16 protein-coding genes are annotated in these 20,657 nt (G+C 71.6%); 8 read left to right on the top strand and 8 right to left on the bottom strand.

Translation table 11 applies throughout. From position 1 onward, the window contains the following. Nucleotides 1–12: 12 nt before the first annotated feature. Both OV207_RS19000 and OV207_RS18995 read right to left on the bottom strand, forming a co-directional pair. The gene (locus tag OV207_RS19000) at nucleotides 13–1,836 is read right to left on the bottom strand and encodes a hypothetical protein (RefSeq protein ID WP_267556566.1); all 1,824 of its coding nucleotides are present in this window, start codon (nucleotides 1,834–1,836) and stop codon (nucleotides 13–15) included. A gap of 15 nt (nucleotides 1,837–1,851) precedes the next feature. Continuing rightward, nucleotides 1,852–2,202, bottom strand: coding sequence for a hypothetical protein (locus OV207_RS18995; RefSeq protein WP_267556565.1), 351 nt, complete (start codon nucleotides 2,200–2,202; stop codon nucleotides 1,852–1,854). 231 nt (nucleotides 2,203–2,433) lie between these two features. On the opposite strand from OV207_RS18995, the gene OV207_RS18990 reads away from it, so the two are divergent. After that, a complete protein-coding gene (locus tag OV207_RS18990) occupies nucleotides 2,434–3,837 on the top strand; it encodes an FAD-binding oxidoreductase (protein ID WP_267556564.1) in 1,404 nt (467 codons plus the stop codon). A gap of 13 nt (nucleotides 3,838–3,850) precedes the next feature. On the opposite strand, the gene serA is transcribed toward OV207_RS18990, so the two are convergent. The 3 genes from serA to OV207_RS18975 all read right to left on the bottom strand — a co-directional run bounded on the left by serA (nucleotide 3,851) and on the right by OV207_RS18975 (nucleotide 7,461). Next, a complete protein-coding gene (serA, locus tag OV207_RS18985; RefSeq protein ID WP_267556562.1) occupies nucleotides 3,851–5,104 on the bottom strand; it encodes a phosphoglycerate dehydrogenase in 1,254 nt (417 codons plus the stop codon). Between the two features lie 212 nt (nucleotides 5,105–5,316). Then, a complete protein-coding gene (locus OV207_RS18980; protein ID WP_267556559.1) occupies nucleotides 5,317–6,957 on the bottom strand; it encodes a serine protease in 1,641 nt (546 codons plus the stop codon). 126 nt (nucleotides 6,958–7,083) lie between these two features. Continuing rightward, a complete protein-coding gene (locus OV207_RS18975; protein WP_193350086.1) occupies nucleotides 7,084–7,461 on the bottom strand; it encodes an STAS/SEC14 domain-containing protein in 378 nt (125 codons plus the stop codon). A gap of 197 nt (nucleotides 7,462–7,658) precedes the next feature. Between OV207_RS18975 and OV207_RS18970 the strand changes: the two genes are divergently transcribed. From OV207_RS18970 to OV207_RS18960, 3 genes are all read left to right on the top strand, one after another. Next, entirely contained in the window at nucleotides 7,659–8,027 is a 369-nt protein-coding gene (locus tag OV207_RS18970) for a hypothetical protein (RefSeq protein ID WP_267556557.1), read from the top strand. A 203-nt stretch (nucleotides 8,028–8,230) separates the two neighbouring features. Then, a complete protein-coding gene (locus OV207_RS18965; protein WP_267556556.1) occupies nucleotides 8,231–8,767 on the top strand; it encodes a pilus assembly protein PilB in 537 nt (178 codons plus the stop codon). Nucleotides 8,768–8,905: 138 nt separating this feature from the next. After that, nucleotides 8,906–9,934: a class I SAM-dependent methyltransferase gene (locus OV207_RS18960; RefSeq protein WP_267556554.1), complete on the top strand. Its 1,029-nt coding sequence runs from the start codon at nucleotides 8,906–8,908 to the stop codon at nucleotides 9,932–9,934. Nucleotides 9,935–9,956: 22 nt separating this feature from the next. Here OV207_RS18960 and OV207_RS18955 read toward each other — a convergent pair whose 3' ends face one another. Beyond that, nucleotides 9,957–14,915 carry an ATP-binding protein gene (locus tag OV207_RS18955; RefSeq protein WP_267556553.1) on the bottom strand — a complete coding sequence of 1,653 codons (4,959 nt, stop codon included), beginning with the start codon at nucleotides 14,913–14,915 and terminating at the stop codon, nucleotides 9,957–9,959. A gap of 429 nt (nucleotides 14,916–15,344) precedes the next feature. Between OV207_RS18955 and OV207_RS18950 the strand changes: the two genes are divergently transcribed. The 4 genes from OV207_RS18950 to OV207_RS18935 all read left to right on the top strand — a co-directional run bounded on the left by OV207_RS18950 (nucleotide 15,345) and on the right by OV207_RS18935 (nucleotide 18,535). Further along, on the top strand, nucleotides 15,345–16,325 hold the full coding sequence (locus OV207_RS18950; RefSeq protein ID WP_193350077.1) for a fumarylacetoacetate hydrolase family protein: 981 nt from the start codon (nucleotides 15,345–15,347) through the stop codon (nucleotides 16,323–16,325). After that, the gene (maiA, locus tag OV207_RS18945) at nucleotides 16,322–16,981 is read left to right on the top strand and encodes a maleylacetoacetate isomerase (RefSeq protein WP_267556551.1); all 660 of its coding nucleotides are present in this window, start codon (nucleotides 16,322–16,324) and stop codon (nucleotides 16,979–16,981) included. The genes OV207_RS18950 and maiA overlap by 4 nt, the downstream gene beginning before the upstream one ends. A gap of 35 nt (nucleotides 16,982–17,016) precedes the next feature. Then, nucleotides 17,017–18,180 carry a 4-hydroxyphenylpyruvate dioxygenase gene (gene hppD / locus OV207_RS18940; RefSeq protein WP_193350073.1) on the top strand — a complete coding sequence of 388 codons (1,164 nt, stop codon included), beginning with the start codon at nucleotides 17,017–17,019 and terminating at the stop codon, nucleotides 18,178–18,180. A gap of 115 nt (nucleotides 18,181–18,295) precedes the next feature. Beyond that, nucleotides 18,296–18,535 carry a hypothetical protein gene (locus OV207_RS18935; protein WP_193350071.1) on the top strand — a complete coding sequence of 80 codons (240 nt, stop codon included), beginning with the start codon at nucleotides 18,296–18,298 and terminating at the stop codon, nucleotides 18,533–18,535. Nucleotides 18,536–19,042: 507 nt separating this feature from the next. Here the strand turns inward: OV207_RS18935 and OV207_RS18930 are convergent. Both OV207_RS18930 and OV207_RS18925 read right to left on the bottom strand, forming a co-directional pair. Then, complete coding sequence (locus OV207_RS18930; protein WP_193350069.1) at nucleotides 19,043–19,498, bottom strand: hypothetical protein; 456 nt, start codon at nucleotides 19,496–19,498, stop codon at nucleotides 19,043–19,045. A gap of 64 nt (nucleotides 19,499–19,562) precedes the next feature. Then, nucleotides 19,563–20,639, bottom strand: a complete 1,077-nt coding sequence (locus OV207_RS18925; protein WP_267556550.1) for a YgfZ/GcvT domain-containing protein — start codon at nucleotides 20,637–20,639, stop codon at nucleotides 19,563–19,565. Between the last annotated feature and the right edge of the window lie 18 nt (nucleotides 20,640–20,657).

Genomic DNA, 20,657 nt, shown 5'->3' with positions numbered 1-20,657 from the left:
TCGCCCCAGCCCTCACAGGTCCAGGATGAGGCCCACCTCGTCGGCCTCGTCCGGATCCTCCTGGCGCACCGGGTCCTGGTCGTCGGTGTCGTCCCCGTAGACGGACAGGCCGCCGGGGATCGCCTGTCCGATGCAGCTCACCTGCCGGGGCGGCGCGCCCACGCCGTCCCCGTCCCGGTCCGGATAGAGCACCATCCACCGGTAGAGGTCCGGGTCCGCGTCGTCGCAGTCATTGCCCACGGCCTTCGCGTGGTAGGGCGCCGGCAGGGCCGCCCCGGTGCACACGAGCGTCGCGGGAATCGGCGCGGTGAAGCCGTCTCCGTCCTGGTCCGCGAGGGAGGCCGTGAGGTCCCTCCACCGCGTCGCATCCTCCGCGGCGCAGTCCGTGCCCAGCGAGGACCAGGGCGGCGGCACCTGCCCGTTGGTGCACAGGGCCGTGGAGGCACCCGCGCCCACGCCGTCCCCGTCCGTGTCCGTGAAGGCGGACACGGTCTGGTAGCGGGAGGCGTTCGTGTCATCGCAGTCCGGGCCGGACATCGCGTCGGTGGCATGGCCCGCCGGCAGGGACACGCCCGCGCACAGCTCCCCGGCCTGCTCCACGGTGAAGGTGTCACCGTCGGCGTCGCGGAACGCATACGCCAGCATCCGCCACCGCGCCGCATCCGCCGCCGCGCAGTCGGTGTCCGTCGTCGCGTAGCCGGTGGGCACCTGCGCCCCGCCACAGATGGCGGTCGCTGGACCCGCGCCCACGCCGTCCCGGTCCGAGTCCGCGTGGACGCTCCAGGTGCGGAAGCGTGTCACGTCCCGGTCGTCGCAGTCGTCGTTCACGACCGACGCGGAGAAGCCAGAAGGCAGCCAGAAGCCACTGCACCGCAGGCCTGACGCCGGCGCCAGGTAGCCGTCGAAGTCGACGTCGCGGGACGCGAAGGCCAGGTACTGCCAGCGCGTCCCGTCCCCGGGCCCGCAGTCGCCTCCCTGGAAGACCTCGCCTGGAATCGATTCCCCGGGGCTGATGCAGCGCAGGATGGGGTCCCCTTCGCCCACGCCGTCGCCATCCGTGTCGGCCCAGCGCTCGATGGGCACGGTGCGGTTCCGGTTCCGGTCATCACAGTCGGTCTGGATGCTGTGGGTGGCATGGCCCGGGGGCAGGGCCGTCCCGGCGCACACCGTTCCCGCCTGGGGCACCGTGAAGCCGTCCTGGTCCTCGTCCCGGTAGGCGTAGGGCAGCATGCGCCAGCGGCGCGCGTCCCCGGGCGCGCAGTCCCCGGACACGAGGACGTGACCCGCTGGGGGCGTGCGGCCCTGCCCGGTGCACCACCGGATGGGCGTGCCTTCACCCACGCCGTCGCCATCCGAGTCCACCCAGGCCAGCTCGGAGTGCCAGCTCCGCGGGTCCTGGTCGTCGCAGTCGGGCTCCCCTGCCTGTTCGCGATAGCCCTGGAGCGTGTCTCCCACGCACAGCCATACCGGGCCGGGCCCCGTGGCCCCGTCTCCATCCAGGTCCGGGTAGACGGCCTGCGCGGGCCACCGCCACCGGGTGGCGTCCTGGGGCGCGCAGTCGCCCTGTTGCTCCGTCCAGCCCTCGCTGCCGTCACCCACGCAGGAGACCGGGCGCTCCAGGTCCCCGTGCCCGTCCCCGTCCAGGTCCTCGTAGCCCCTCACGGTCCGCCACACGGCGGGGTCGTGGTCATCACAGTCCAGGTTCACCGCACGGCCGTCACCGTCCGCATCCACGGGCGTGGGGTACGGGGGCTCCGGCTCCCGCCCACCGCAGCCGAGCTGGAAGCCCAGGGCCACGCACACCAGCGCCCACGTCGTTCTCGCCAGGAGGTCCATGGAGGGCGTCCGGGGTTACTGGCGCGTCAGCCGGCAGCGGGTCGGCTGGGAGCCGCCGCCCTGGGTCATCTCGAACACGTAGCGTCCGGGTCGGTTCATCGCGAGCAGCGCCAGCCGGTCACAGCGCGACAGGTGCTGGCTGGAGTCCGCGTTCACGCTGGTGTTGTAGATGAAGCGGAAGACCCGGGGCAGCGTCTCCCCCTGGAGGATGCCGGTGACTTCCACGGTGCTGGGGTTGATGACGGCATAGTCATCCACCGTCGCGAAGACCTGGGGCACCTGCGAGGGCGGGGTCTCCGCGGCGGCCAGGGCGCCAGGGGCGAGCGTCAGGGAGGCCAGCAGGGCGAGGGCGCGGAAGGGCTTCATCGGAGGCTCCTGGGAAGGATGGGGGCCGCGATGGGGACGCGACCGTCGCGTCGTATACGGGCCCAGCCTGGATTCTTGGCCACCCGAAGTCCTTCCCGGAGCCGACACTGTCGGTTGCCGGCACCCCGTCCCACCCCCGGGGCGGGGAGGGCCACGCGCTCGCGACGCTGGCCGACCCTGGACGCACCGCGCCACTTGTCACGCCGGGGTGCGTGCAATACGCCTGGAGCCATGTCCACGCCCGCGCTGCCCGCCGACTTCCTCCGCGCCATCGCCGAGTCCTTCCCCGGCGACTTCCTCACCCGCGAGCCCGGGGAGCTCCAGGAGTACGGCCGCGACTGGACGCGCGTGTACACCCCCGCCCCGGGCGCGGTGGCCTTCCCCCGCACCACGGACGAGGTCGCCCGCTTCATGGCGCTGTGCCACCAGCACCGCGTCGCCGTGGTGCCCTCCGGCGGACGCACGGGACTGGCGGGCGGGGCGGTCGCCGCGAAGGGCGAGGTGGTGCTGTCCCTGAAGCGGATGACCCGCATGGACCCGCTGGACCTGCTCGGCAACACGGTGCGCGTGCAGGCGGGCGCGGTGACGGAAGGCGTGCACCAGCACTGCGCGCCGCACGGGCTCACGTGGCCGGTGGACTTCGCCTCCAAGGGCAGCAGCACGGTGGGCGGCAACATCGCCACCAACGCGGGCGGCGTGAAGGTCATCCGCTACGGCCTCACCCGGCAGTGGGTGCTGGGCCTCCAGGTGGTGACGGCGCAGGGGCAGGTGCTGGAGCTCAACGGCGCGCTGGAGAAGAACAACACCGGCGTGGACCTGCGCCAGCTCTTCATCGGCAGCGAGGGCACGCTGGGCATCATCACGGAGGCCACCCTCAAGCTGACGCGCCTGCCGGGCAAGCAGGACGTGTTCCTCTTCGCGGTGCCGGACGTGGCCGCCGTGCTGCGGCTGTTCCGCGACGCGCGCGAGGCGCCGCTCACGCTGTCCGCCTACGAGTTCTTCACCGACAAGTGCCTGGCCCGCGTGCAGCGCCACCGCAAGCTGCGCTCACCCTTCGAGGCGCCCAGCGGCTGCTACGTGCTGCTGGAGTCCGAGGGCGGCGACCCGGACGCGGTGGAGACGTGGCTGGGGTCGCTCTTCGAGCGGGGGCTCGTCACCGACGGCACGCAGGCGCAAGGGGCGGGGCAGGCCGCGGAGCTGTGGTCGCTGCGCGAGTCCATCAGTGAGAGCCTGTCGGCCACGGGCGTGCTGCACAAGAACGACATCTCCCTGCCGGTGGCGAACCTGGAGGCGTTCTGCGCGGAGCTGGACGCGGTGTTCGCCAGCCGCTACCCGGGCTGGGAGATCTGCCTCTTCGGCCACATTGGCGACGGCAACCTGCACGTCAACGTGATGAAGCCGGACGCGGTGGAGAAGGCGGACTTCTTCGCGCACGCGAAGCAGGCGGACCACGCCATGTTCGACCTCGTGCGCAAGCACGGCGGCAGCATCTCCGCCGAGCATGGCATCGGCCTCTTGAAGAAGGACTACCTGGACTACACGCGCGCGCCCGGGGAGCTGGAGCTGCTGCGCACCCTCAAGCGCGCCCTGGACCCGCAGGGCCTGCTCAACCCCGGGAAGATACTGGACGCGTAGGCGCGCCCGGCGCTCAGGACACGATGCGCGTCTTGATGTCCGTCTCCAGCCCGGCGATGGCGTCGCACACCTGCTGGGACACGTCCTGGTCCAGGTCCATCACCAGGTAGCCCACGTTGGCGTCGGTGCTCAGCACCTGCGCGTGGATGTTGGCGTTGAAGTCGGACACGATGCGGTTGATGTCACGCAGCACGCCCGGCGTGTTGCGGTGCACGTTGATGATGCGGTGGGTGCCCGGGTTGATGGGCGCCTCCACGTTGGGGAAGTTCACCGCGCCCGTCGTCGCGCCGCCCTTGACGAACTTGAGCAGCGACGTGGCCACCTCCTTGCCAATGGACGCCTGCGCCTCCTCCGTGGAGCCGCCGATGTGAGGCGTCAGCAGCACGTTGGGAATGCCCTGCAGCTCCGTGACGAAGCCGTCCGAGTTGCCTTCCGGCTCCTCCGGGTACACGTCCACCGCGGCGCCCCCCAGGTGCTTGGAGCGCAGCGCCCGCGCCAGCGCCGGGATGTCCACCACCGTGCCCCGGCTGGCGTTGATGAGGCACGCGCCCGGCTTCATCGCCTGGAACTGCTCCGCCCCCATCATCAGGTGCGTGGAGGACAGCGCCGGCACGTGCAGCGTCACGAAGTCGGACTCCGCCAGGAGCGCGTTCAGCGTGGGCACGGAGCGCGAGTTGCCCAGGGGCAGCTTCGTCATCACGTCGTAGTAGAGGACGCGCATGCCCAGCGACTCCGCCAGCACGCCCAGCTGCGAGCCGATGTGCCCGTAGCCGATGATGCCCAGCGTCTTGCCGCGCACCTCGTGGCTGCCGGTGGCCACCTTGCGCCACTGGCCGGCGTGCACCTCCCGGCTGCGGTCGAAGAGCTGGCGCGTCAGCACCACCACCTCCGCCAGCACCATCTCCGCCACGCTGCGCGTGTTGCTGAACGGCGCGTTGAACACCGGCACGCCGTGCACGCTGGAGGAGAGCAGGTCCACCTGGTTGGTGCCGATGCAGAACGCGCCGATCGCCAGCAGGTCCTCCGCGTACTTGAGCGACGCCTCCGGCACCGTCGTCTTGCTGCGGATGCCCAGCAGGTGCACGCCCCGCAGCCGCTCCGCCAGCTCCTCCGGCTTGAGCGCGGAGTACGTGCGCTCCACCTGGAAGCCCTCCGCCGCCAGCATCTCCTGGGCCGAGGCGTGGATGTTCTCCAGCAGCAGGACGCGCAGCGGGCCCTCGTTGCTGACGGGGCGGCGGGGCGACGGCGGGAAGCGGGGTGTGCTCATGGCGCCTTGCGTTAGATCTGGCCCCCCAAGGTGTCAAGTCCCGGGTGGGCGGGGAAGCCCCCCGGACCTGGGGGCAGGGGAGCGGTGGATGTCGAGCCGGTGCCCCGGCGCGCTGCGACCTGCCGGGGGCGGAAAAGCACCGGGCCCGCCCCCCTCCGCCCTGACGGTGGAGGGGCACGGGCCCGGGAGGAAGCATTACCAGCGGGGGCTGACTACTGGACGGTCCAGGCCAGCGTGCCGTCGCACGCGGAGTCGCCGAAGCAGCCGATGCGCATCTGGTACACGCCGCCCGCGCCGGAGGGCACGGTGTAGGCCGCGCGGGACAGCGAACCGCACGCGTCGTCGTTGAACGTCACCTGCTGGCCGGCGGCGTTGAACAGCCGCACCACCGTGTCGCCCGTGCCGGACGCGCCCGTCACGCCGCAGCTGCCGAAGGTCAGCGACTGGCCGGCCTGGAGCGTCACGTCCACGTTCGCCGTGTTGCGCGTGGCGCTGGCGGTGTCGCTGACTTCGAAGGCGCTGGCGCCGGCCGTCGGGGTCGTGCCAGCGCCCGGGGTCACTTCCCAGGCGACGGTGCCGCCGCAGCCGCCGTTCTGGTAGCAGCCGGCGCGGACTTCATAGGTGCCCGCGACGGTGGCGGTGTAGGTGATGCGAGAGCCCGTGCCGCCGCACGCGTCGTCGTTGGAGGCGACCTCCGCGCCGGACGGGCCGCGCAGGCGCAGGTACGAGTCGCCGGTGACGGCCGCGCCGGTGACGCCGCAGGTGCCCACGGTGAGCTTCTCACCGGCGGCCAGCGTCACCGTGCCGTTGCGGGTGTTGCGCGTGGCGGTGGCGGTGTTGGACGCGGTGAAGTCGTACTTCGTGGGCGGGGGCGGCGTGGTGTTGCACAGCCGCGCGTTGGTCGTCCGCGCGCACAGCTCGCGGATGGCCTGGTTCACGTAGATGATGCCCTCGCCGGCGCAGGCCGTCTCCTTGCACACGTTGACCACGTTGCAGCTGCCGCGCGCCACGTAGTCCTCGTCGCCGAACACCAGGATGCCGGCCACGGTGTTGTTGGTCGTCTCGTACACGCCGGAGCCGGAGTTGCCCGCGAAGGTGTCCGTGGTGGCGACGAAGTAGTCCAGGAAGGACGCGTTGTTCTCACGCACGGCGCCGCCCGAGTCGATCTTGAACGGGATGCCGCTGCCGCTGCCGATGACGGCCACGTTCGTGCCCACCGCCAGGGCCGTGTTGCCGGGGCGCACCGGCGCGGGGGTGAAGCGCGGCGCCGCCGAGCGGTCCAGCTTCACGATGGCGAAGTCCACGTAGCGGTCGCCCGACTCCTGCAGCTTGCGCGCGACGATGCTCTTGCAGGAGAAGACGTCCGCGCTGGTGAGGGTCTCCATCACCCCTTCCGCGGTGCGGTAGAACTTGAAGACGAAGCGCGTGTCGTCGCACTCCGACTGGTTCGTGATGCAGTGGCCCGCGGTGAGCACCAGGTCATCGTCGATGAGCGTGCCCGAGCAGAAGGCCGGGGCGGGGTCGTCGCGGAAGCGCTGGTCGGTGCAGAGGTTCTCCCACTCGTCCAGCGTCGTGCCGTCGAGGATGACGTTGTTCGGGTTGGAGGCGTCGATGGACTCCGGGAACAGCAGCGCCACGGTGGACTGCCGCGCCCGGTCCCGCAGCGCCGCGCTGGGGTGGTCGTAGACGTCCCTGCGATCATCCGTGCCGTAGACGACCGGCGTGCGCGACTCGGACAGCGGCGTCTCTTCCGGAGCGCCGGACTCGGCGGCCGGTCCGCAGGCCAGGGCGGTGAGGGTGCACAACAGGGTGCCGAGCAGCTTCGCTCGGAAGGCGGGGACGGACTGGGACATGCGGGCGACTCCTGACGGGACAGCGACAGACTCAGCGAAGGAATGGGGTGCTACTGTAATACGGAGACGGACGTGTGCGGTCGCAGGGCGTCCGCACGACGGTGGAGGTTTCCCCGGGGGAGGGGGCTAGTCCGCGTCGGGGGCTTCGAGCCAGGCCAGCGCCTCGGCGCGGGTCTCGAAGGTCTTCGCGGGGATGGTGAGGCCGGCGTTCTTGGTCATGCGCCACGCCTGCAGGCCGCTGCCGGGGTCCACGACCACGCGCGCGGAGCGCACCATGCCGCGCTGCTGGGCGTACGCGTTCAGCCGCGCCATCTCCCCCACCACCGTGGCGGGCATCACCCGCAGCTTGGACTGGTCCACCAGGGCGGACCATTCCTTGCCGCCGCGAGCGGTGATGTCCTTCTTCAGTTGCTCGACGTAGTCGGTCACGTCCTTCGGCGTCACTTCCGAAGGGTAGATGACCTCGATGATGTCGTGGGGCAGGTGGGCGATTTCAATCTTCATGCGCGGTACGGCTCTCCAGGCGGGGCGCGCCATCCTAACCGCAGTGCCTGTCGTCGGATACCGGACGCCCGCATTCCCCTGGCGGGCGGGGCAGGGGATGTCAGACCTTGCTGGTAGAACCGTCCCTGCCAGCTCGACCGGACCCGGTGCGTCACGACGCGCGCCGACGGAAAGCCGAAGCCGGCAAGGGGGAGGTCATGCGAACGAAGCTGTATGTCCTGGGCGCGGTGCTGGGCGCGGCCCCGGCCGTGCCGTCCGTGAGGGACGCACTGGGAGGGAAGCCCTCCCTGGAGACCCGCGCGAGCGGGGAGGACCGGGAGCGGGCGGGGGTGTCCGGCAACCACGCGGTGGTGGCGCCGCTGCCCGTGGAGGGCGTTGACGGGGGCGCGGACGCGGGCACGCGGCCGGACGGGCTGGACGCGGGCCACCGCACCCGCGCGCTGGAGGCGCCGCTCCACCCGTGCGAGCTCATCACCATCATGCAGGTGCCGTGCGACGAGACGCGGGCCACCTGCGAGTACACGTACTGGGAGTGCCCGGAGCAGCTCCACCCGCTGAGGGTGTGAACCGGTGCGGCGGTCGCGGTGGAGTGCGTGCGATTGAACCCCTCCGCGTCCGGCCTGTCATTCCGACCGGCCGGACGCGGAAAAGCTTTCACCCTGTCGTGGAAGTCCAGGTGCAAGGGTGCGGAAGGATTGCACCCAGGTTGTGGCACGCAGGGCGCATGACCTCTTGGGCGCGGCGGACGTCGCGCGCTGGGGGTCCTCTCATGGGGAAGCTGCGGCTGGGTGAATGGCTGGTGCGTTGGGGCCAGGTGTCGTCCAAACAGGTGGACGTCGCCCTGGAGTACCAGAAGGGCTGGGGCTGCCCGCTGGGGGAGGCGCTGGTGGCGCTGGACCTCCTGGACGCGGAGACGGTGCAGCGCGGCCTGTCGCGGCTTTTGGGCGTCCCCTTCGTGCGGGGCGAGGAGGTGCGCAAGGTGTCCCCGGCGGTGGTGCGGATGGTGCCGCACGCGGTGCTGCGCCGGCTGGGGGTGTTCCCGCTGCGCCTGTCCTTCCGGGGCGCGCGGGGCGAACTGCACGTGGCCACGCACCGGCCGCAGGACCTGGCGCTGATGGACGCGGTGGCGTTCGCCACGGGCCTGAAGGTGCACCCGGTGCTCGCGGTGCGACAGGACATTGAAGACGCGCTGGAGCAGCACGGCGTGACGGGCGGCGGGAGCGCGGCGGGCCCGTCACGGGGGCTGAGCCTGGCCTGGCAGGACGACGGGGACAGCTTCCAGATCCTCCGGGGCATCGAAGGCTAGCCCCTCCGTCCGCGCTCCGGGGGGACGGGCGTGGAAGGGAGGTGGAGGGCCTGTCTGGCCGGCAGGAGCCAGAACGGGCGACCCCGGGGCGCGCGGGAAGTGGATGCCCTTCGCTCCCAGGTTGTCAGGATGATGCCTATGCGCCAGAACATCCTGTCGGTCCACGGCGCGGCTTTGCCGGTCGCGCCTGAACCCAACCACCTCGTCCTGGTGACTCCCCCCGCGGAAGATGAAGGGCCGGAGCAGGCGCTCGTCGAAGCGCGGGAGTGGCTGGACGCGCTGCACACCCGGATGCTGGAGGGGCCGGACGACGTCCTGCACCACGGCATGGCGTCCCTGCATGGGGGCCTCATCGACCGGCGGCGGCAGTGGAGCCCGGAGGTGTGGAAGCGCTTCTGCCAGGAGCTGGCGCGCAAGCACCCGATGCGCCCCTTCCTGCACCAGTGCCCCTTCACCCGGCACGCCTTCGAGCGGCCTCGCGGCTACGCGGGGGACGCGGCGCTCATCGACTACCTGTACATGGACCACGCCGCGGACGAGCTGCACGCGGGCCGTGAAATCTACCGGTACATGCACGGGCAGCCCTCCGCGCGCAGCGTGCGCGAGCGCCGCGCGCTGCTCGCGCGGATGATGGATGAGACGGCGGAGCGCCGGCCCGACGGGCGCATCCTGTCGGTGGCGTGCGGCCACCTGCGGGAGGCGGAGCAGTCGCGCGCGGTGGCGCAGGGCCGGCTCCAGGAGCTCATCGCGTTCGACCAGGACCCGGTGAGCCTGGCGGAGATCTCCCGCCTGCACCCGGGCGGCGTCGTGCGGCCGGTGTGCGGCTCCGTGCGCGCGCTGCTGTCGGGCAAGGTGACGTTCTCGGAGCTGGACTTCGTGTACTCGGCCGGGCTGTACGACTACCTGTCGGACTCCGTGGCCAGCCGCCTCACCGCGGTGTTCTTCGGGATGCTGCGTCCGGGGGGCCGGCTGCTGGTGGCCAACTTCGCGGTGCACCCGCCGGAGACGGGCTACATGGAGGCCTTCATGGACTGGTGGCTCACCTACCGCGACGAGGACGGCATGCGCGGCCTGCTGGCGGAGACGCCGCTGGAGCAGGTGGCCAACGTGCGGCTGTTCCGTGACTCGCAGGACAACGTCATCTACCTGGAAGTGACGCGCCGGTAGGCCCGCGGGCCCGGCGCGCCCCTCAGTGCATGGGCGCGCCGGAGCGGGGCAGGGTGACGGTGAAGGTGGAGCCCTGGTCCTGGGTGCTCGCGACGTCGATGCCGCCGCCCAGCGCCTGGACGATTTCGCGGACGATCCACAGCCCCAGGCCGAAGCCGCCGTAGTGGCGCACGGACACCGCGCGCTCGAAGCGCTCGAAGATGCGCGCCCGGTCCTCCTCCGCGATGCCGATGCCGTGGTCGCGCACCTGCAGGCGCACGCGGGTCGCGTCCCCGTCCAGCGTCACCTCCACGGGCTTGCCCGCGCCGTACTTCATCGCGTTGGTCAGGAGGTTGCCCACCACCTGCTCCAGCCGCAGCGCGTCCCAGTGGCCCACGAAGCGGGGCTCGGTGGCGTGGAAGCGCACCTCGCACTCCGCGCGCGTCAGCGATTCGCGGCTGCGCTCCAATTGCCCGCGCACCAGCGTCACCAGGTCCACGTCCTCGCGCTTGATGTGCAGCTGGCCCTGCCCGATGCGGGAGATGTCCAGCAGGTCGTTGACCAGCTTCCCCAGCCGCTGCGTCTGTGAATAGGCGGACTCCAGCTTCGCGGTCAGCTTCTCCGGCGCCATGGGCGCGCCCTTCGCCTTCGCCTGGAGCCCCTGGATGTGCAGCTGCAACGACGTGAGCGGCGTCTTCAGCTCGTGCGCGGCGATGGACAGGAAGTCGTCCCGGCGGCGCACCGCCTCCTGCTCCTCCCGGTAGAGCCGGCCCTGCTCCTCGGAGAGCGCGGCGATGCGCGCGAAGTTCTCCGCGTTCTCCAGCGCGGCGCCCGCGAGCACCGCCACGAAGGACGCCAGCCGCTCCTCGTCCTCGCCGAACAGCGCGCCCACCTTGCGGTGGCTGGCCACCACGCACGCCACCGTCTTGCCGCGCACCTGGAGCGGCGCGCACAGCAGCGAGCGCACGCCGAGCAGCTCCATGCTCTCGCTGATGCCGCCGGGCAGGCCCTGGCCCAGCACGGTGATGCGCCCCGTCTCCAGCGCCCGCGCGAGCGCGGTGCGGCTCAGCCCCTGCGTCTTCGCGTCCTCCTCCGACACCAGGGCCCGGGGGTCCACCACCGCGCAGCGCTCCGCGCGCAACAGCTCCAGCATGGCGCCGCGCGCGGTCTCGAAGACGGCCTCGCGCGACAGGGCGGAGGCCAGCCGCCGGCCCGCCTCCAGCACGCGCGGGAAGCGGTCCACCAGCGACAGCGTGCCCACGCCGGACGTGCTGTCCGGCTCCGGGTGCAGGCCGTCGTCCATGGCCTCCAGCTCGCGCGTGGCCACCTCCGAGTCCCGCGCCGCCCCGGCCCAGCCCAGGGCCTGGCCCACCTCGCCCCGGGCCTTGAGCGTCAGCGCGCGCTCCTGGCGCATCTCCAGCGCCTCGGCCACGCGCAGCGCTTCATTCAGGAGCCTCCGGGCCTGCTTGGGGCGGCCCCGCAGCGCGGACAGCAGCCCGCGCTCGCGCAGCGCGTGGGGCAGGTTGTTGCGGTAGGTGCGCGCCACGGCGTGGGCCCGCTTCGCCACGGCCTCGGCCTGCGCGAGCAGGGCGTCCCGGCGCTTCGGGTGCAGGGGGCTGGCCTCCTGCGCGAGCTGCCGGCGCGCGGTGGCGAGCCACGGGGTGATGGGGGCCACGTATTCCTGGCGCAGGTGCGCGTCCTCCACCACGCGCTCGGCGCGCTCCAGCACGTCCGCGGCGCGCGCCGGGTCGCCCGCGTGCAGCAGGCGCAGGGCCTCCGCCTGGAGCACGCCCGCGAAGGACTGCGGGTCGGTGGCGGTGGGCGCCGCCAGCTCCGTCTCCAGCAGCGCCGCGGGGATGCGGCCCCCGGCGGACTTGGCCCACGCCTCCAGGCCCAGGCGCAGCGAGTAGCGGTCCCCCAGCGTGAGCGCCGCCGCGTGCAGCTTCTGGCTCACCCCCGCGGCCTCCTTCAAGCGGCCCAGGCGGTAGAGCGACATGGCGATCTGGAAGGTGGCGTTGTTCACCTCCCACGGGTCGCCGGTGCGCTCCAGCAGGCGCACCGCTTCGCGGCACCGCTCAATGCACTCGCGGAAGCGCGACGAGGCATAGAGCGCCAGGCCGTAGAAGTGCAGCGACTGGCCCTGGCCCCACACGTCGCCCAGTTGCTGGCGCAGGGCCAGCGACTTCTCCGCGTAGGCATACGCGCGCTGGAACCAGGGCAGGGTGGTGAGCGCGGGCGAGTGCGCGGAGTACGCCTGCGCCAGCTCCGGCGTGGGCGGGTAGCGCTCCGCCAGGTTCATGTCGCGCAGGTGGGCCCACAGCACGGCGGCCCGGCCGCGCTGGTACCAGTAGCCGTATGCCAGCCGGCTGTAGAGGTTGACGGCGAGCATGTCCTCCTCGCCGTTCGCCAGCGACTTGCGGCCCAGCCACAGGCGCGGCGCCAGGGTGTGCGCGGCCTGGGTCAGGATTTCCCACGCGGCGCTCGCGCCGGTGGTGAGCGCGTCGGGCGGCACCCAGCGGCCCAGCAGCTTCAGGCCCTGCTCCAGGTAGGCGTTGGCCTGCACCGTCTGGCCGCGCTTGAAGGCGAGCTCCCCCAGGTGCCCCAGCGTGCGGCCCTGCTCCAGCCGGTCGCGCGCCAGCCGCTGCGCGGCCTCCAGCTGCGACTGGGCCTCGTCGTAGCGGCCGCGCATCATCAGCGCGGTGCCCAGGCCGGAGGCGATGCGGTAGCGGGTGTGGGCATCCGCGCCCGCCGCGCCGCGCTCCGCGATGCGGTAGTTGAGCTCCGCGGTGTCCAGGGCGAAGCGCTGGCGGGCCTGCTCCGCCGCGACCAGCGCGTGCGGCAGGGCCTGGGAAGGCTCGCCCGCCGCGTCGAAGTGGTAGGCCAATTCGAAGGGGTCGGAGGGCACGGCCTGCGCGGCGGCGCGCGCGGCCAGCCGGTGCAGCTCCCGCCGCTCCTCCTGCGACAGCAGGTCCAGCAGCACCTCGCGCAGCTTGTCGTGCACGAAGGTGGAGCGCGTGCCCTCCATCCACAACATGTGCCGGCGGCGCGGGGGCTCCAGCGCGGTGTTGACGGCCTCCACCGGCGTGCCGGAGAGGGCCGCCACCGCCCGCGCGTCGAACGCCTTGCCCAGCACGGCGCCCACGCTCAGGACGTGCAGCGACTCCGGGGGCAGCAGCCGCAGGCGCCGCACGAGGAAGGTGGCCGCCTGGCGCGAGGACCTCGCGTGCGCCATCGCCTCCGCCTGCACCTCCCAGCCGTCCGGGCCGGGCATGAGCACGCCGTCCTCCACCAGGCCGTGCAGCACCGCGGACGCCATGAAGGGGTTGCCCTCCGACAGCCGCGTCACCAGCTCCACCGCCTCTGGCGGCAGCACGCCGGCCATGGACTCCGCCAGGAGCGCCACCTCCGCCGCGCCGAAGGCGGACAGCTTGAGGTGCGCGCCCGGAGACAGCCGCCGCAGGACGTGCCCCTGGGGGATCTCCTCGCTGCGGAACGACACCAGCAGCAGCAGCCGCCCGTCCGCCGCGCGCCGTCCCTGGCTCCACGCCTCCAGCGCGCGCAGGGTGAGCGCATCCGCCCACTGGCAGTCCTCCAGCACCACCACCGCGGGCGCTTCGGGGGTGCCCAGCGCGTTGAGCAGCGCGGTGAGGCACCAGATGCTGCGGCTCTCGCTGAGCGACTCCGGCCCCAGGCCCTGCGACTGGGGCTGGGACATGCCGGGGGCCAGCACCTCCGTGAGGTGGGGCAGCACCGTGCACAGGCCGGCCTCCTGCCCGGAGAGCCGCTCGCGCAGCAGCGCCCCCAGGGCGGGCTGGTCGCGAACGGCCTGGGCGATGCCCTCCGCCACGCCCGCGAAGAGCTGGAAGGGGCGCTGCGCGGCCTGGTCCTGCGCCTGTCCGTGCAGCACCCACGCGCGCTGGCCCGTGGCGCGCGCGGAGAACTCCTCCAGCAGTCGGCTCTTGCCGCCGCCGGACTCGCCCTCCACGACGACGGCGCGGGCGCCCCCGGCCCTCGCGTGCGCCAGCTCGCGCTCCAGCGTGGCCAACTCCTCGCGGCGGCCCACGAAGGACGGCTCGGTGAGGCTCTGGCGGTGGTCGTGCGCGCCGGTGACGAGCGCGGGCTCCGCCTCACCCCGGAGGAGCGCGGCCTCCAGCGCGTTCAGGTCCGCGAGCGCGGCCTCCGCGGACTGGTAGCGGTCGCGCGGGTCGGTCTGGCTCAGCCGCGCGATGAGCTCCTCCATCGCGAGCGGCACCTCCACGCCCACCGGCCGCAGCCGGGGGTGCACGGCGAGGTGCAGGCGCAGCACCTCGCCCACCGAGGCGCCCTCCAGGGCGGGGCGGCCCGCCAGGGCCTCGAAGAGCACCAGCCCCACGGCGTACAGGTCCGACGGCGCCTCCACGGGCCGGTTGAGCAGCCCCGCCTGCTCCGGCGACAGGTAGCGCGCGGTGCCCACGGGCAGATCGCGCAGCGAGGGGTCCAACCGCTCGCTGCGCGACAGGCCGAAGTCGGTGAGCCACGCGGCCGACAGCGGCGCGCCGCGCACCAGCACGTTGGACGGCTTCACGTCGCGGTGGAGGATGCCCTCGTGGTGCGCCTCCCGGAGCGCCTCCAGCAGGCGCTGGCCCAGCGTGACGGCCTCGCGCACGGACAGGGGGCCGCGCAGCAGGCGCGCCTCCAGCGTCTCCCCCTCCACCCAGGGCGTGACGAGGTAGAGCAGGTCGTCGAAGGTGCCCAGGTGGCGCACGGGCACGAGCGCCTGGCCGTGCAGCCGCGCCAGCACCTCCGCCTCGTGCTCCAGGCGGTGGCGGGCGGTGGGCACGAAGGCGGACAGGGACGTCACCTTCACCAGCACCTGCTCCTGGGTGAGCAGGTCCAGGCCCTGCCAGGTGGAGATGCCCCGGCCCGTCTTCAGGCGCTGGCGCAGTTCATAGCGATTGCCCAGCCGCCGGCCCGGGTGTGGCTCCCCCGAGGTGTTGCCGGCCTGTTGGAAGCCTCCCGCCATTCAGTACCCTCGCGCGCCCCTACCTCGTCGCCCCGGTGTCGTGGTCGGCCGGACAGCCCTCCCCACAACCTGGGTTGCCGCCCGGGTCCCTGCCAGGGGGCAGCGCCACACGGGGGGCGTGCGACGCTCGGGTCTTGAACAGTCGACACGTCCGCGCTTCCCGGCTCCATCCCCTGCGTCCCCCCGCCCGTCCGCGGGCCAGCCGGCCGGGCAGCCCCCCGCCGCCTCGGGGGTTTCCACGAGGCCCCGGCGTGGCGGTCCCCGGAGGCAGCAGCGAGCGTGCTACCGGCCAGCAGTGTTGCTGGAGGGGAAACGGAATGCCGCGCCGCGTTCAACAGGCGTGCTTGACTCCCCTGATGCCCCGGCGGAAAAGCCGTGCAGTTCAGGCGGTCCGTCTTCCTCCCCTCCGGCCGCCCAGGGAGCCCGGAATTGAAGCTCGCGACGCTCAAGGACGGAACCCGCGATGGGCGGCTCATCGTCGTCAAGCGGGACAACTCCGCCTATGCCCTGGCCACCAACGTGGCCTTGACGCTGCAGGCGGCACTGGATGACTGGGACGCGCGCGAGCCGCAGCTGCGCGCCCTGGCCCAGCAACTGGAAGCGGACGCGGTGCAGAGCCGCCCGCTGGACGTGAAGGCGCTGCACGCGCCGCTGCCCCGCGCCTATGAATGGGTGGACGGCAGCGCGTACATCAACCACGTCCTGCTGGTGCGCAAGGCGCGCAACGCGGAGCCGCCCGCCACGCTGCGCTCGGATCCGCTGGTGTACCAGGGTGGCTCCGGCGACTTCCTGGCGCCCACGCAGGACATCCCCCTGCGCGACGAGGCCTGGGGCCTGGACTTCGAGAGCGAGGTCTGCGTCGTGCTGGGTGACACGCCCATGGGCACGCTGGCCCAGGACGCGGGCAAGTACATCAAGCTGGTGATGATCGCCAACGACGTGTCCCTGCGGAACCTCATCCCGGAGGAGCTGGCCAAGGGCTTCGGCTTCTTCCAGAGCAAGCCCGCCACCGCGTTCGGCCCCTTCGCGCTGACGCCGGACGAGCTGGGCTCCGCGTGGCGGGACGGCCGGGTGCACCTGCGCATGCGCAGTCTGCTCAACGGCGAGCTGGTGGGCGACACCGACGCGGGCCCGGAGATGCACTTCTCCTTCCTGGACCTCATCCAGCACCTGACGCGCACGCGCGCCTTCACGGCGGGCACGGTGCTGGGCAGCGGCACGGTGTCCAACGAGGACCGCGCGCGGGGCATCTCCTGCCTCGCCGAGCGCCGGATGATCGAGACCATCGACGAGGGCAAGCCGAAGACGTCCTTCATGAAGCCGGGGGACACCATCGAAATCGAGATGCTGGACGGCGAGGGCCACAGCCCCTTCGGCCGCATCGCCCAGACGGTGGTGAAGGTCCCATGATGCAGGTGCGCCTCCACGGCTACTGGCGCTCGTCCGCGTCCTGGCGCGTGCGGATCGCGCTGAACCTCAAGGGCATCCCCTTCGAGTACCTGCCGGTGCACCTGGTGAAGGACGGCGGCCAGCAGCACCAGCCCGCCTACCGGGCCGTCAACCCGATGGGGCGCGTGCCCACGCTGGAGTGGACGGACGACGGCGGCCAGGAGCGCCGGCTGTCGGAGTCCATGGCCATCCTGGAGTACCTGGAGGAGCGCGGGGGCTCGCCTGCCCTGCTGCCCTCGGAGGCGTACCTCCGGGCGCGGACGCGGATGCTGGCGGAGATGGTGAATGCCGGCATCCAGCCCTTGCAGAACACGTCGGTGGTGCTGCGCGTCAGGGACGTGTTGAAGGGGGACGAGAAGGCCTGGGGCGCGCACTGGAACGCGCACGGGCTGACGGCCCTGGAGACAGCGGTGCAGGCCACGGTGGGGCGTTATTGTGTGGGGGACGCGGTGTCGTTCGCGGACATCCTGCTCGTGCCCCAGCTCTACGGGGCCCGCCGCTTGGGTGTAGACCTGACGCCGTACCCCACGCTGCTGCGCATTGAAGCGGCGTGCAACGAACTTCCCGCCTTCCAGGCGGCGCAGCCGGACCGGCAGCCCGACGCGCAGCCGGCGTAGTCCCCACATCTTTCTCATCACGAGGAGTCAGCGACATGGCCAAGCAGGAATCGCTGGGCATCAAGACCCTGGAGAGCATCCACTGGTACGTGCATGACCTGGAGCGCAGCCGCCAGTTCTACACGAAGGGGTTGGACTTCGCGGAAGTGGCGGTCTCCGGGCCGGAGCTGGACGCGCACGGCAAGCAGAAGTCGGCGCTGTTCCAGGCGGGGGACGTGGCGCTGGTGGTGAGCCAGCCTGTCGGGGAAGGGGGCCGGGCGTGGCGCTACCTGCGCAAGCACCCGGACGGGGTGGGGACGCTGAACTTCGAGGTGGAGGACGTGGAGAAGGCGTTCAAGCTGCTGGAGTCGCGCGGCGCCACGTTCATCACGGACATCCAGCGCTTCACGGACGACGCGGGCGGCAAGCTGTCGTTCTTCTCCATCACCACCCCGTTCGGTGACACGACGTTCCGCTTCCTGCAGCGGGACAACTACAAGTCCATCTACCCGGGCTTCCAGGTGCACGCGCAGCCCCAGGGCGGCCAGAACAAGTATGGCTTCGACCGGGTGGACCACGTCACGTCGAACTTCCAGACGATGAAGCCCATGCTCCTGTGGATGGAGCACGTGATGGGCTTCGAGAAGTTCTGGCACATCGAGTTCCACACCGACGACGTGGCGTCGCAGCAGAAGCGCGACCACGGCAGCGGCCTGAAGTCGGAAGTGATGTGGGACCCGAAGAGCGGCGTGAAGTTCGCGAACAACGAGCCCAAGTTCCCGTTCTTCAAGGCCAGCCAGATCAACATCTTCAACGAGGACCACCGCGGTGATGGCGTGCAGCACCTGGCCATCACGGTGAAGGACATCCTGACGTCCGTGAAGGACATGCGGCAGAACGCGGGCATCCAGTTCATGCCCACGCCGGGCTCGTACTACGACGCGCTTCCGGAGCGCATCCAGCGCATGGGCATCAAGAAGATCGACGAGGACATCAACGTCCTGCGCGACCTGGAGGTGCTCATCGACGGTGACAAGGAGCGCAGCTACATGCTCCAGATCTTCATGAAGGACGCGGCGAGCCTCTACAAGCAGCCGGACGCGGGCCCGTTCTTCTACGAAATCATCCAGCGCAAGGGAGACCAGGGCTTCGGCGGCGGTAACTTCCGCGCCCTGTTCGAGAGCATCGAGCGTGCGCAGAAGGCCGAAGGGCGCATCTAAGGCCCGGGGCCGGGACAGGCGTGGCCAGGGATTCGGTTCCTGGCCACCCTGGCGCTTCCTGTTGCTGCTGTGTTTGGTGGGCCTGGGCTGCCCAGGCCGCTCGTGACCCCGTGACATGAACCTCATTGAACCCATCATCCTTGCGGGCGCGGTGCTGGGGAGCGTGGCGGGCGGGGTGGTGGGCTTCATGTCGGGAATCGGGTGGGGCGTGGCCGGCTTGCTGGCGGGCGCCGTGCTGGGCGCACTCGCCTTACCTGCCCTGCTGCTTGCCCTGGCGCTGCTGTTCGGCCTGGTGACGCGGGGGGCCCGTCAGCTGCTGAGCCTGTTTCGTGGGACCCCCGGGCCGAAACGTTAGGGGCCTACCCGAGACGCCACCCCCCGAAGGCTTCCCATCCTTCGGGAGGAGCGGTCGCCCGAGCGGCATGGGGAGGTGTCCGTCTTCGTCTCAGCGCCTAGCTTGAGTTGGCTGCCTATGGCCGGACAGCGCCAACCCATGGAGCGGACGAGATGACCGGGCATCCCTGTGGAATCAGGCTCAGCGTCCTGCGCGCGCTCGCCGTCGAACGGCGACGCGGGGGCGCGAAGGTCTCCAACCTCGAATTCCCCATGGCCCCCTTCCGGTGAAGCGTGAGCGCTCCCCCTCGCATGAAAGGGATTCAGCATGGAAGCCAGGATTGTCTGGGGAATACTCGGCGGATTGGTGTTGGGGATTGCGTTCGGCCAGGTGGTCGGCAGCGCGGGGATTGTGACTGCGATCTGCATGGCGGCTGGAGCCCTGGCGGCTGGGCTCTGGCACCACCTGGAGACACGCGGCAGACGGGGCTGACGCGCTCCTCGGTGGAGGCCATGCGGACGTCTGGCTTCATTGCCGGGTCAGCACGGCGGTGCACTCGGGCTGCGGCGCCTGGGGGTTCGTGTCCACGATGTCCCGGCAGAGGAGCTTCCGCCCCGGCGGGGCACTGTCCGTGAAGTTGCAGTTCCGACTGAGGTAGGGACGCACCTCTCCTCCATCTGAGTCGAAGCGGCTGTAGATCAGACCCCAGAGCTCGCGGGCCAGGTGGCTCTCCCCGGAGGAGAGGCGGCTGCTGGGCATGCGGGGATTGACGTCGGTGGGAAGGCCCAGGCCCTCGTCCATCTCCGCGAAGGCCTCACAGGAGTCCTCTTCGGAGAACACCCGCAGCGTGCCCGTGGCGGAAGGTCCGCACGTGTTCTCCGTGACCGCGTAGGTGACGGAGTCGTAGTCGTGGTTGCAGACGTCGGGATCCGAGCACGCGACGCCCAGCAGGGACATCCCCACGAGCGCCAGGACACGACCCATTGCTCCATTCCGCATGATGGACTCCCCCGGTGCCACGCCATGGCCAGCGCGGCCGGGGGCCATCCTACCCGGCGGTGAAGGGCAGGGCAGCCACCGTGACGGTGCCAGCCCCGTCCGCGAGCGTCAGCTCCGTGCCCGGCTCCAGCGACTCACGGTGCACGTAGCCCAGCGCCACGCGCTGGCCCTTCACCGGCGAGCGCACCACGCTCGTGACCCAGCCCACCTTCTTCTCACCCCGGCGCAGCTCCGTGCCGGGCGCCACGTCCGTCTCCCCCAGGAGGAGGCCCGCGAGCTGGCGGTTCATCCGGCCGCGGAAGGTGGCCCGGGCGATGACCTCCTGCCCGATGTAGCAACCCTTGTTGTAGGAGATGGCGTGCGTGAGGTTCGCCTCCAGGGGAATGGTGGTGTCCACCATGTCCTGCCCGTAGCGCGGCACCCCCGCCTCCACCCGCAGCAGCTCCAGCGCGTCGAACCCCAGCGGCTTCAGCCCGTGCGCCGCCCCCGCCTGTGCGAGCGCTGTCCACACCGCCTCCAGCCCCGCGCGCGGCACCAGCACGTCCACGCCGGACACCCCGCCCGGCAGCGCCGTCCCCAGGAGCCACACGTCCTGGCCGGCCAGCACCGCCGGCTGGCTGGCCTGCGCCGCCAGGCCCTCGAAGGGGCGGCCCAGGACAGCCGCCAGCACCTGGGCCGTCCGGGGGCCGAGCAGCCGCAGCCAGCCGGACTCCGAGGTGCCGTCGTGCAGCTCCGCGTCCTCGGAGATGAGGTACTTGTCCAGGAACTCCCGCACCTTGGCGCCCAGGCCGGGCTCCATGTCCAGGAGCAGGTCGCCCTCCCGCTTGAGGATGCGCGCGTCGCCCACCATGGCGCCCTTCACCGTGATGAAGGCGGCATAGGCGGCCGAGCCCACCGGGAGGTTCTTCACCTCCTGGGTGACCATGCCGTGGAGGAAGGAGGCGCGATCCTCCCCCGTTATCCGGAGGATTTCGCGGTAGGACGCATCGTGGAGTGCCACGGCGTCACGGGCCGCGCCATACTCCGTGCCCACGTCTCCATACCCGGCCACCACTTCACGGCCGCCCACCGAAATGAAGCGGGCACCCACTTGCTCGTGAACAAAATGCAGCGACAGCGGTTCCATGCCCGTCGCTATATAGAG

Origin of the sequence: Corallococcus sp. BB11-1 (assembly GCF_026626625.1) — a bacterium.
Taxonomy (GTDB): domain Bacteria; phylum Myxococcota; class Myxococcia; order Myxococcales; family Myxococcaceae; genus Corallococcus; species Corallococcus soli.
This window is presented reverse-complemented; position numbering and strand designations above follow the sequence as displayed.

Excerpts from the sequence above, each read along its gene's own strand:
- OV207_RS18930 (WP_193350069.1), bottom strand. The coding sequence starts at position 19,498 with ATGGGTCGTGTCCTGGCGCTCGTGGGGATGTCCCTGCTGGGCGTCGCG.
- OV207_RS18925 (WP_267556550.1), bottom strand. The coding sequence starts at position 20,639 with ATGGAACCGCTGTCGCTGCATTTTGTTCACGAGCAAGTGGGTGCCCGC.
- OV207_RS19000 (WP_267556566.1), bottom strand. The coding sequence starts at position 1,836 with ATGGACCTCCTGGCGAGAACGACGTGGGCGCTGGTGTGCGTGGCCCTG.
- serA (WP_267556562.1), bottom strand. The coding sequence starts at position 5,104 with ATGAGCACACCCCGCTTCCCGCCGTCGCCCCGCCGCCCCGTCAGCAAC.
- OV207_RS18935 (WP_193350071.1), top strand. The coding sequence starts at position 18,296 with ATGAACCTCATTGAACCCATCATCCTTGCGGGCGCGGTGCTGGGGAGC.
- OV207_RS18955 (WP_267556553.1), bottom strand. The coding sequence starts at position 14,915 with ATGGCGGGAGGCTTCCAACAGGCCGGCAACACCTCGGGGGAGCCACAC.
- OV207_RS18995 (WP_267556565.1), bottom strand. The coding sequence starts at position 2,202 with ATGAAGCCCTTCCGCGCCCTCGCCCTGCTGGCCTCCCTGACGCTCGCC.
- OV207_RS18970 (WP_267556557.1), top strand. The coding sequence starts at position 7,659 with ATGCGAACGAAGCTGTATGTCCTGGGCGCGGTGCTGGGCGCGGCCCCG.
- OV207_RS18980 (WP_267556559.1), bottom strand. The coding sequence starts at position 6,957 with ATGTCCCAGTCCGTCCCCGCCTTCCGAGCGAAGCTGCTCGGCACCCTG.
- OV207_RS18965 (WP_267556556.1), top strand. The coding sequence starts at position 8,231 with ATGGGGAAGCTGCGGCTGGGTGAATGGCTGGTGCGTTGGGGCCAGGTG.
- maiA (WP_267556551.1), top strand. The coding sequence starts at position 16,322 with ATGATGCAGGTGCGCCTCCACGGCTACTGGCGCTCGTCCGCGTCCTGG.
- OV207_RS18990 (WP_267556564.1), top strand. The coding sequence starts at position 2,434 with ATGTCCACGCCCGCGCTGCCCGCCGACTTCCTCCGCGCCATCGCCGAG.
- OV207_RS18960 (WP_267556554.1), top strand. The coding sequence starts at position 8,906 with ATGCGCCAGAACATCCTGTCGGTCCACGGCGCGGCTTTGCCGGTCGCG.
- hppD (WP_193350073.1), top strand. The coding sequence starts at position 17,017 with ATGGCCAAGCAGGAATCGCTGGGCATCAAGACCCTGGAGAGCATCCAC.
- OV207_RS18975 (WP_193350086.1), bottom strand. The coding sequence starts at position 7,461 with ATGAAGATTGAAATCGCCCACCTGCCCCACGACATCATCGAGGTCATC.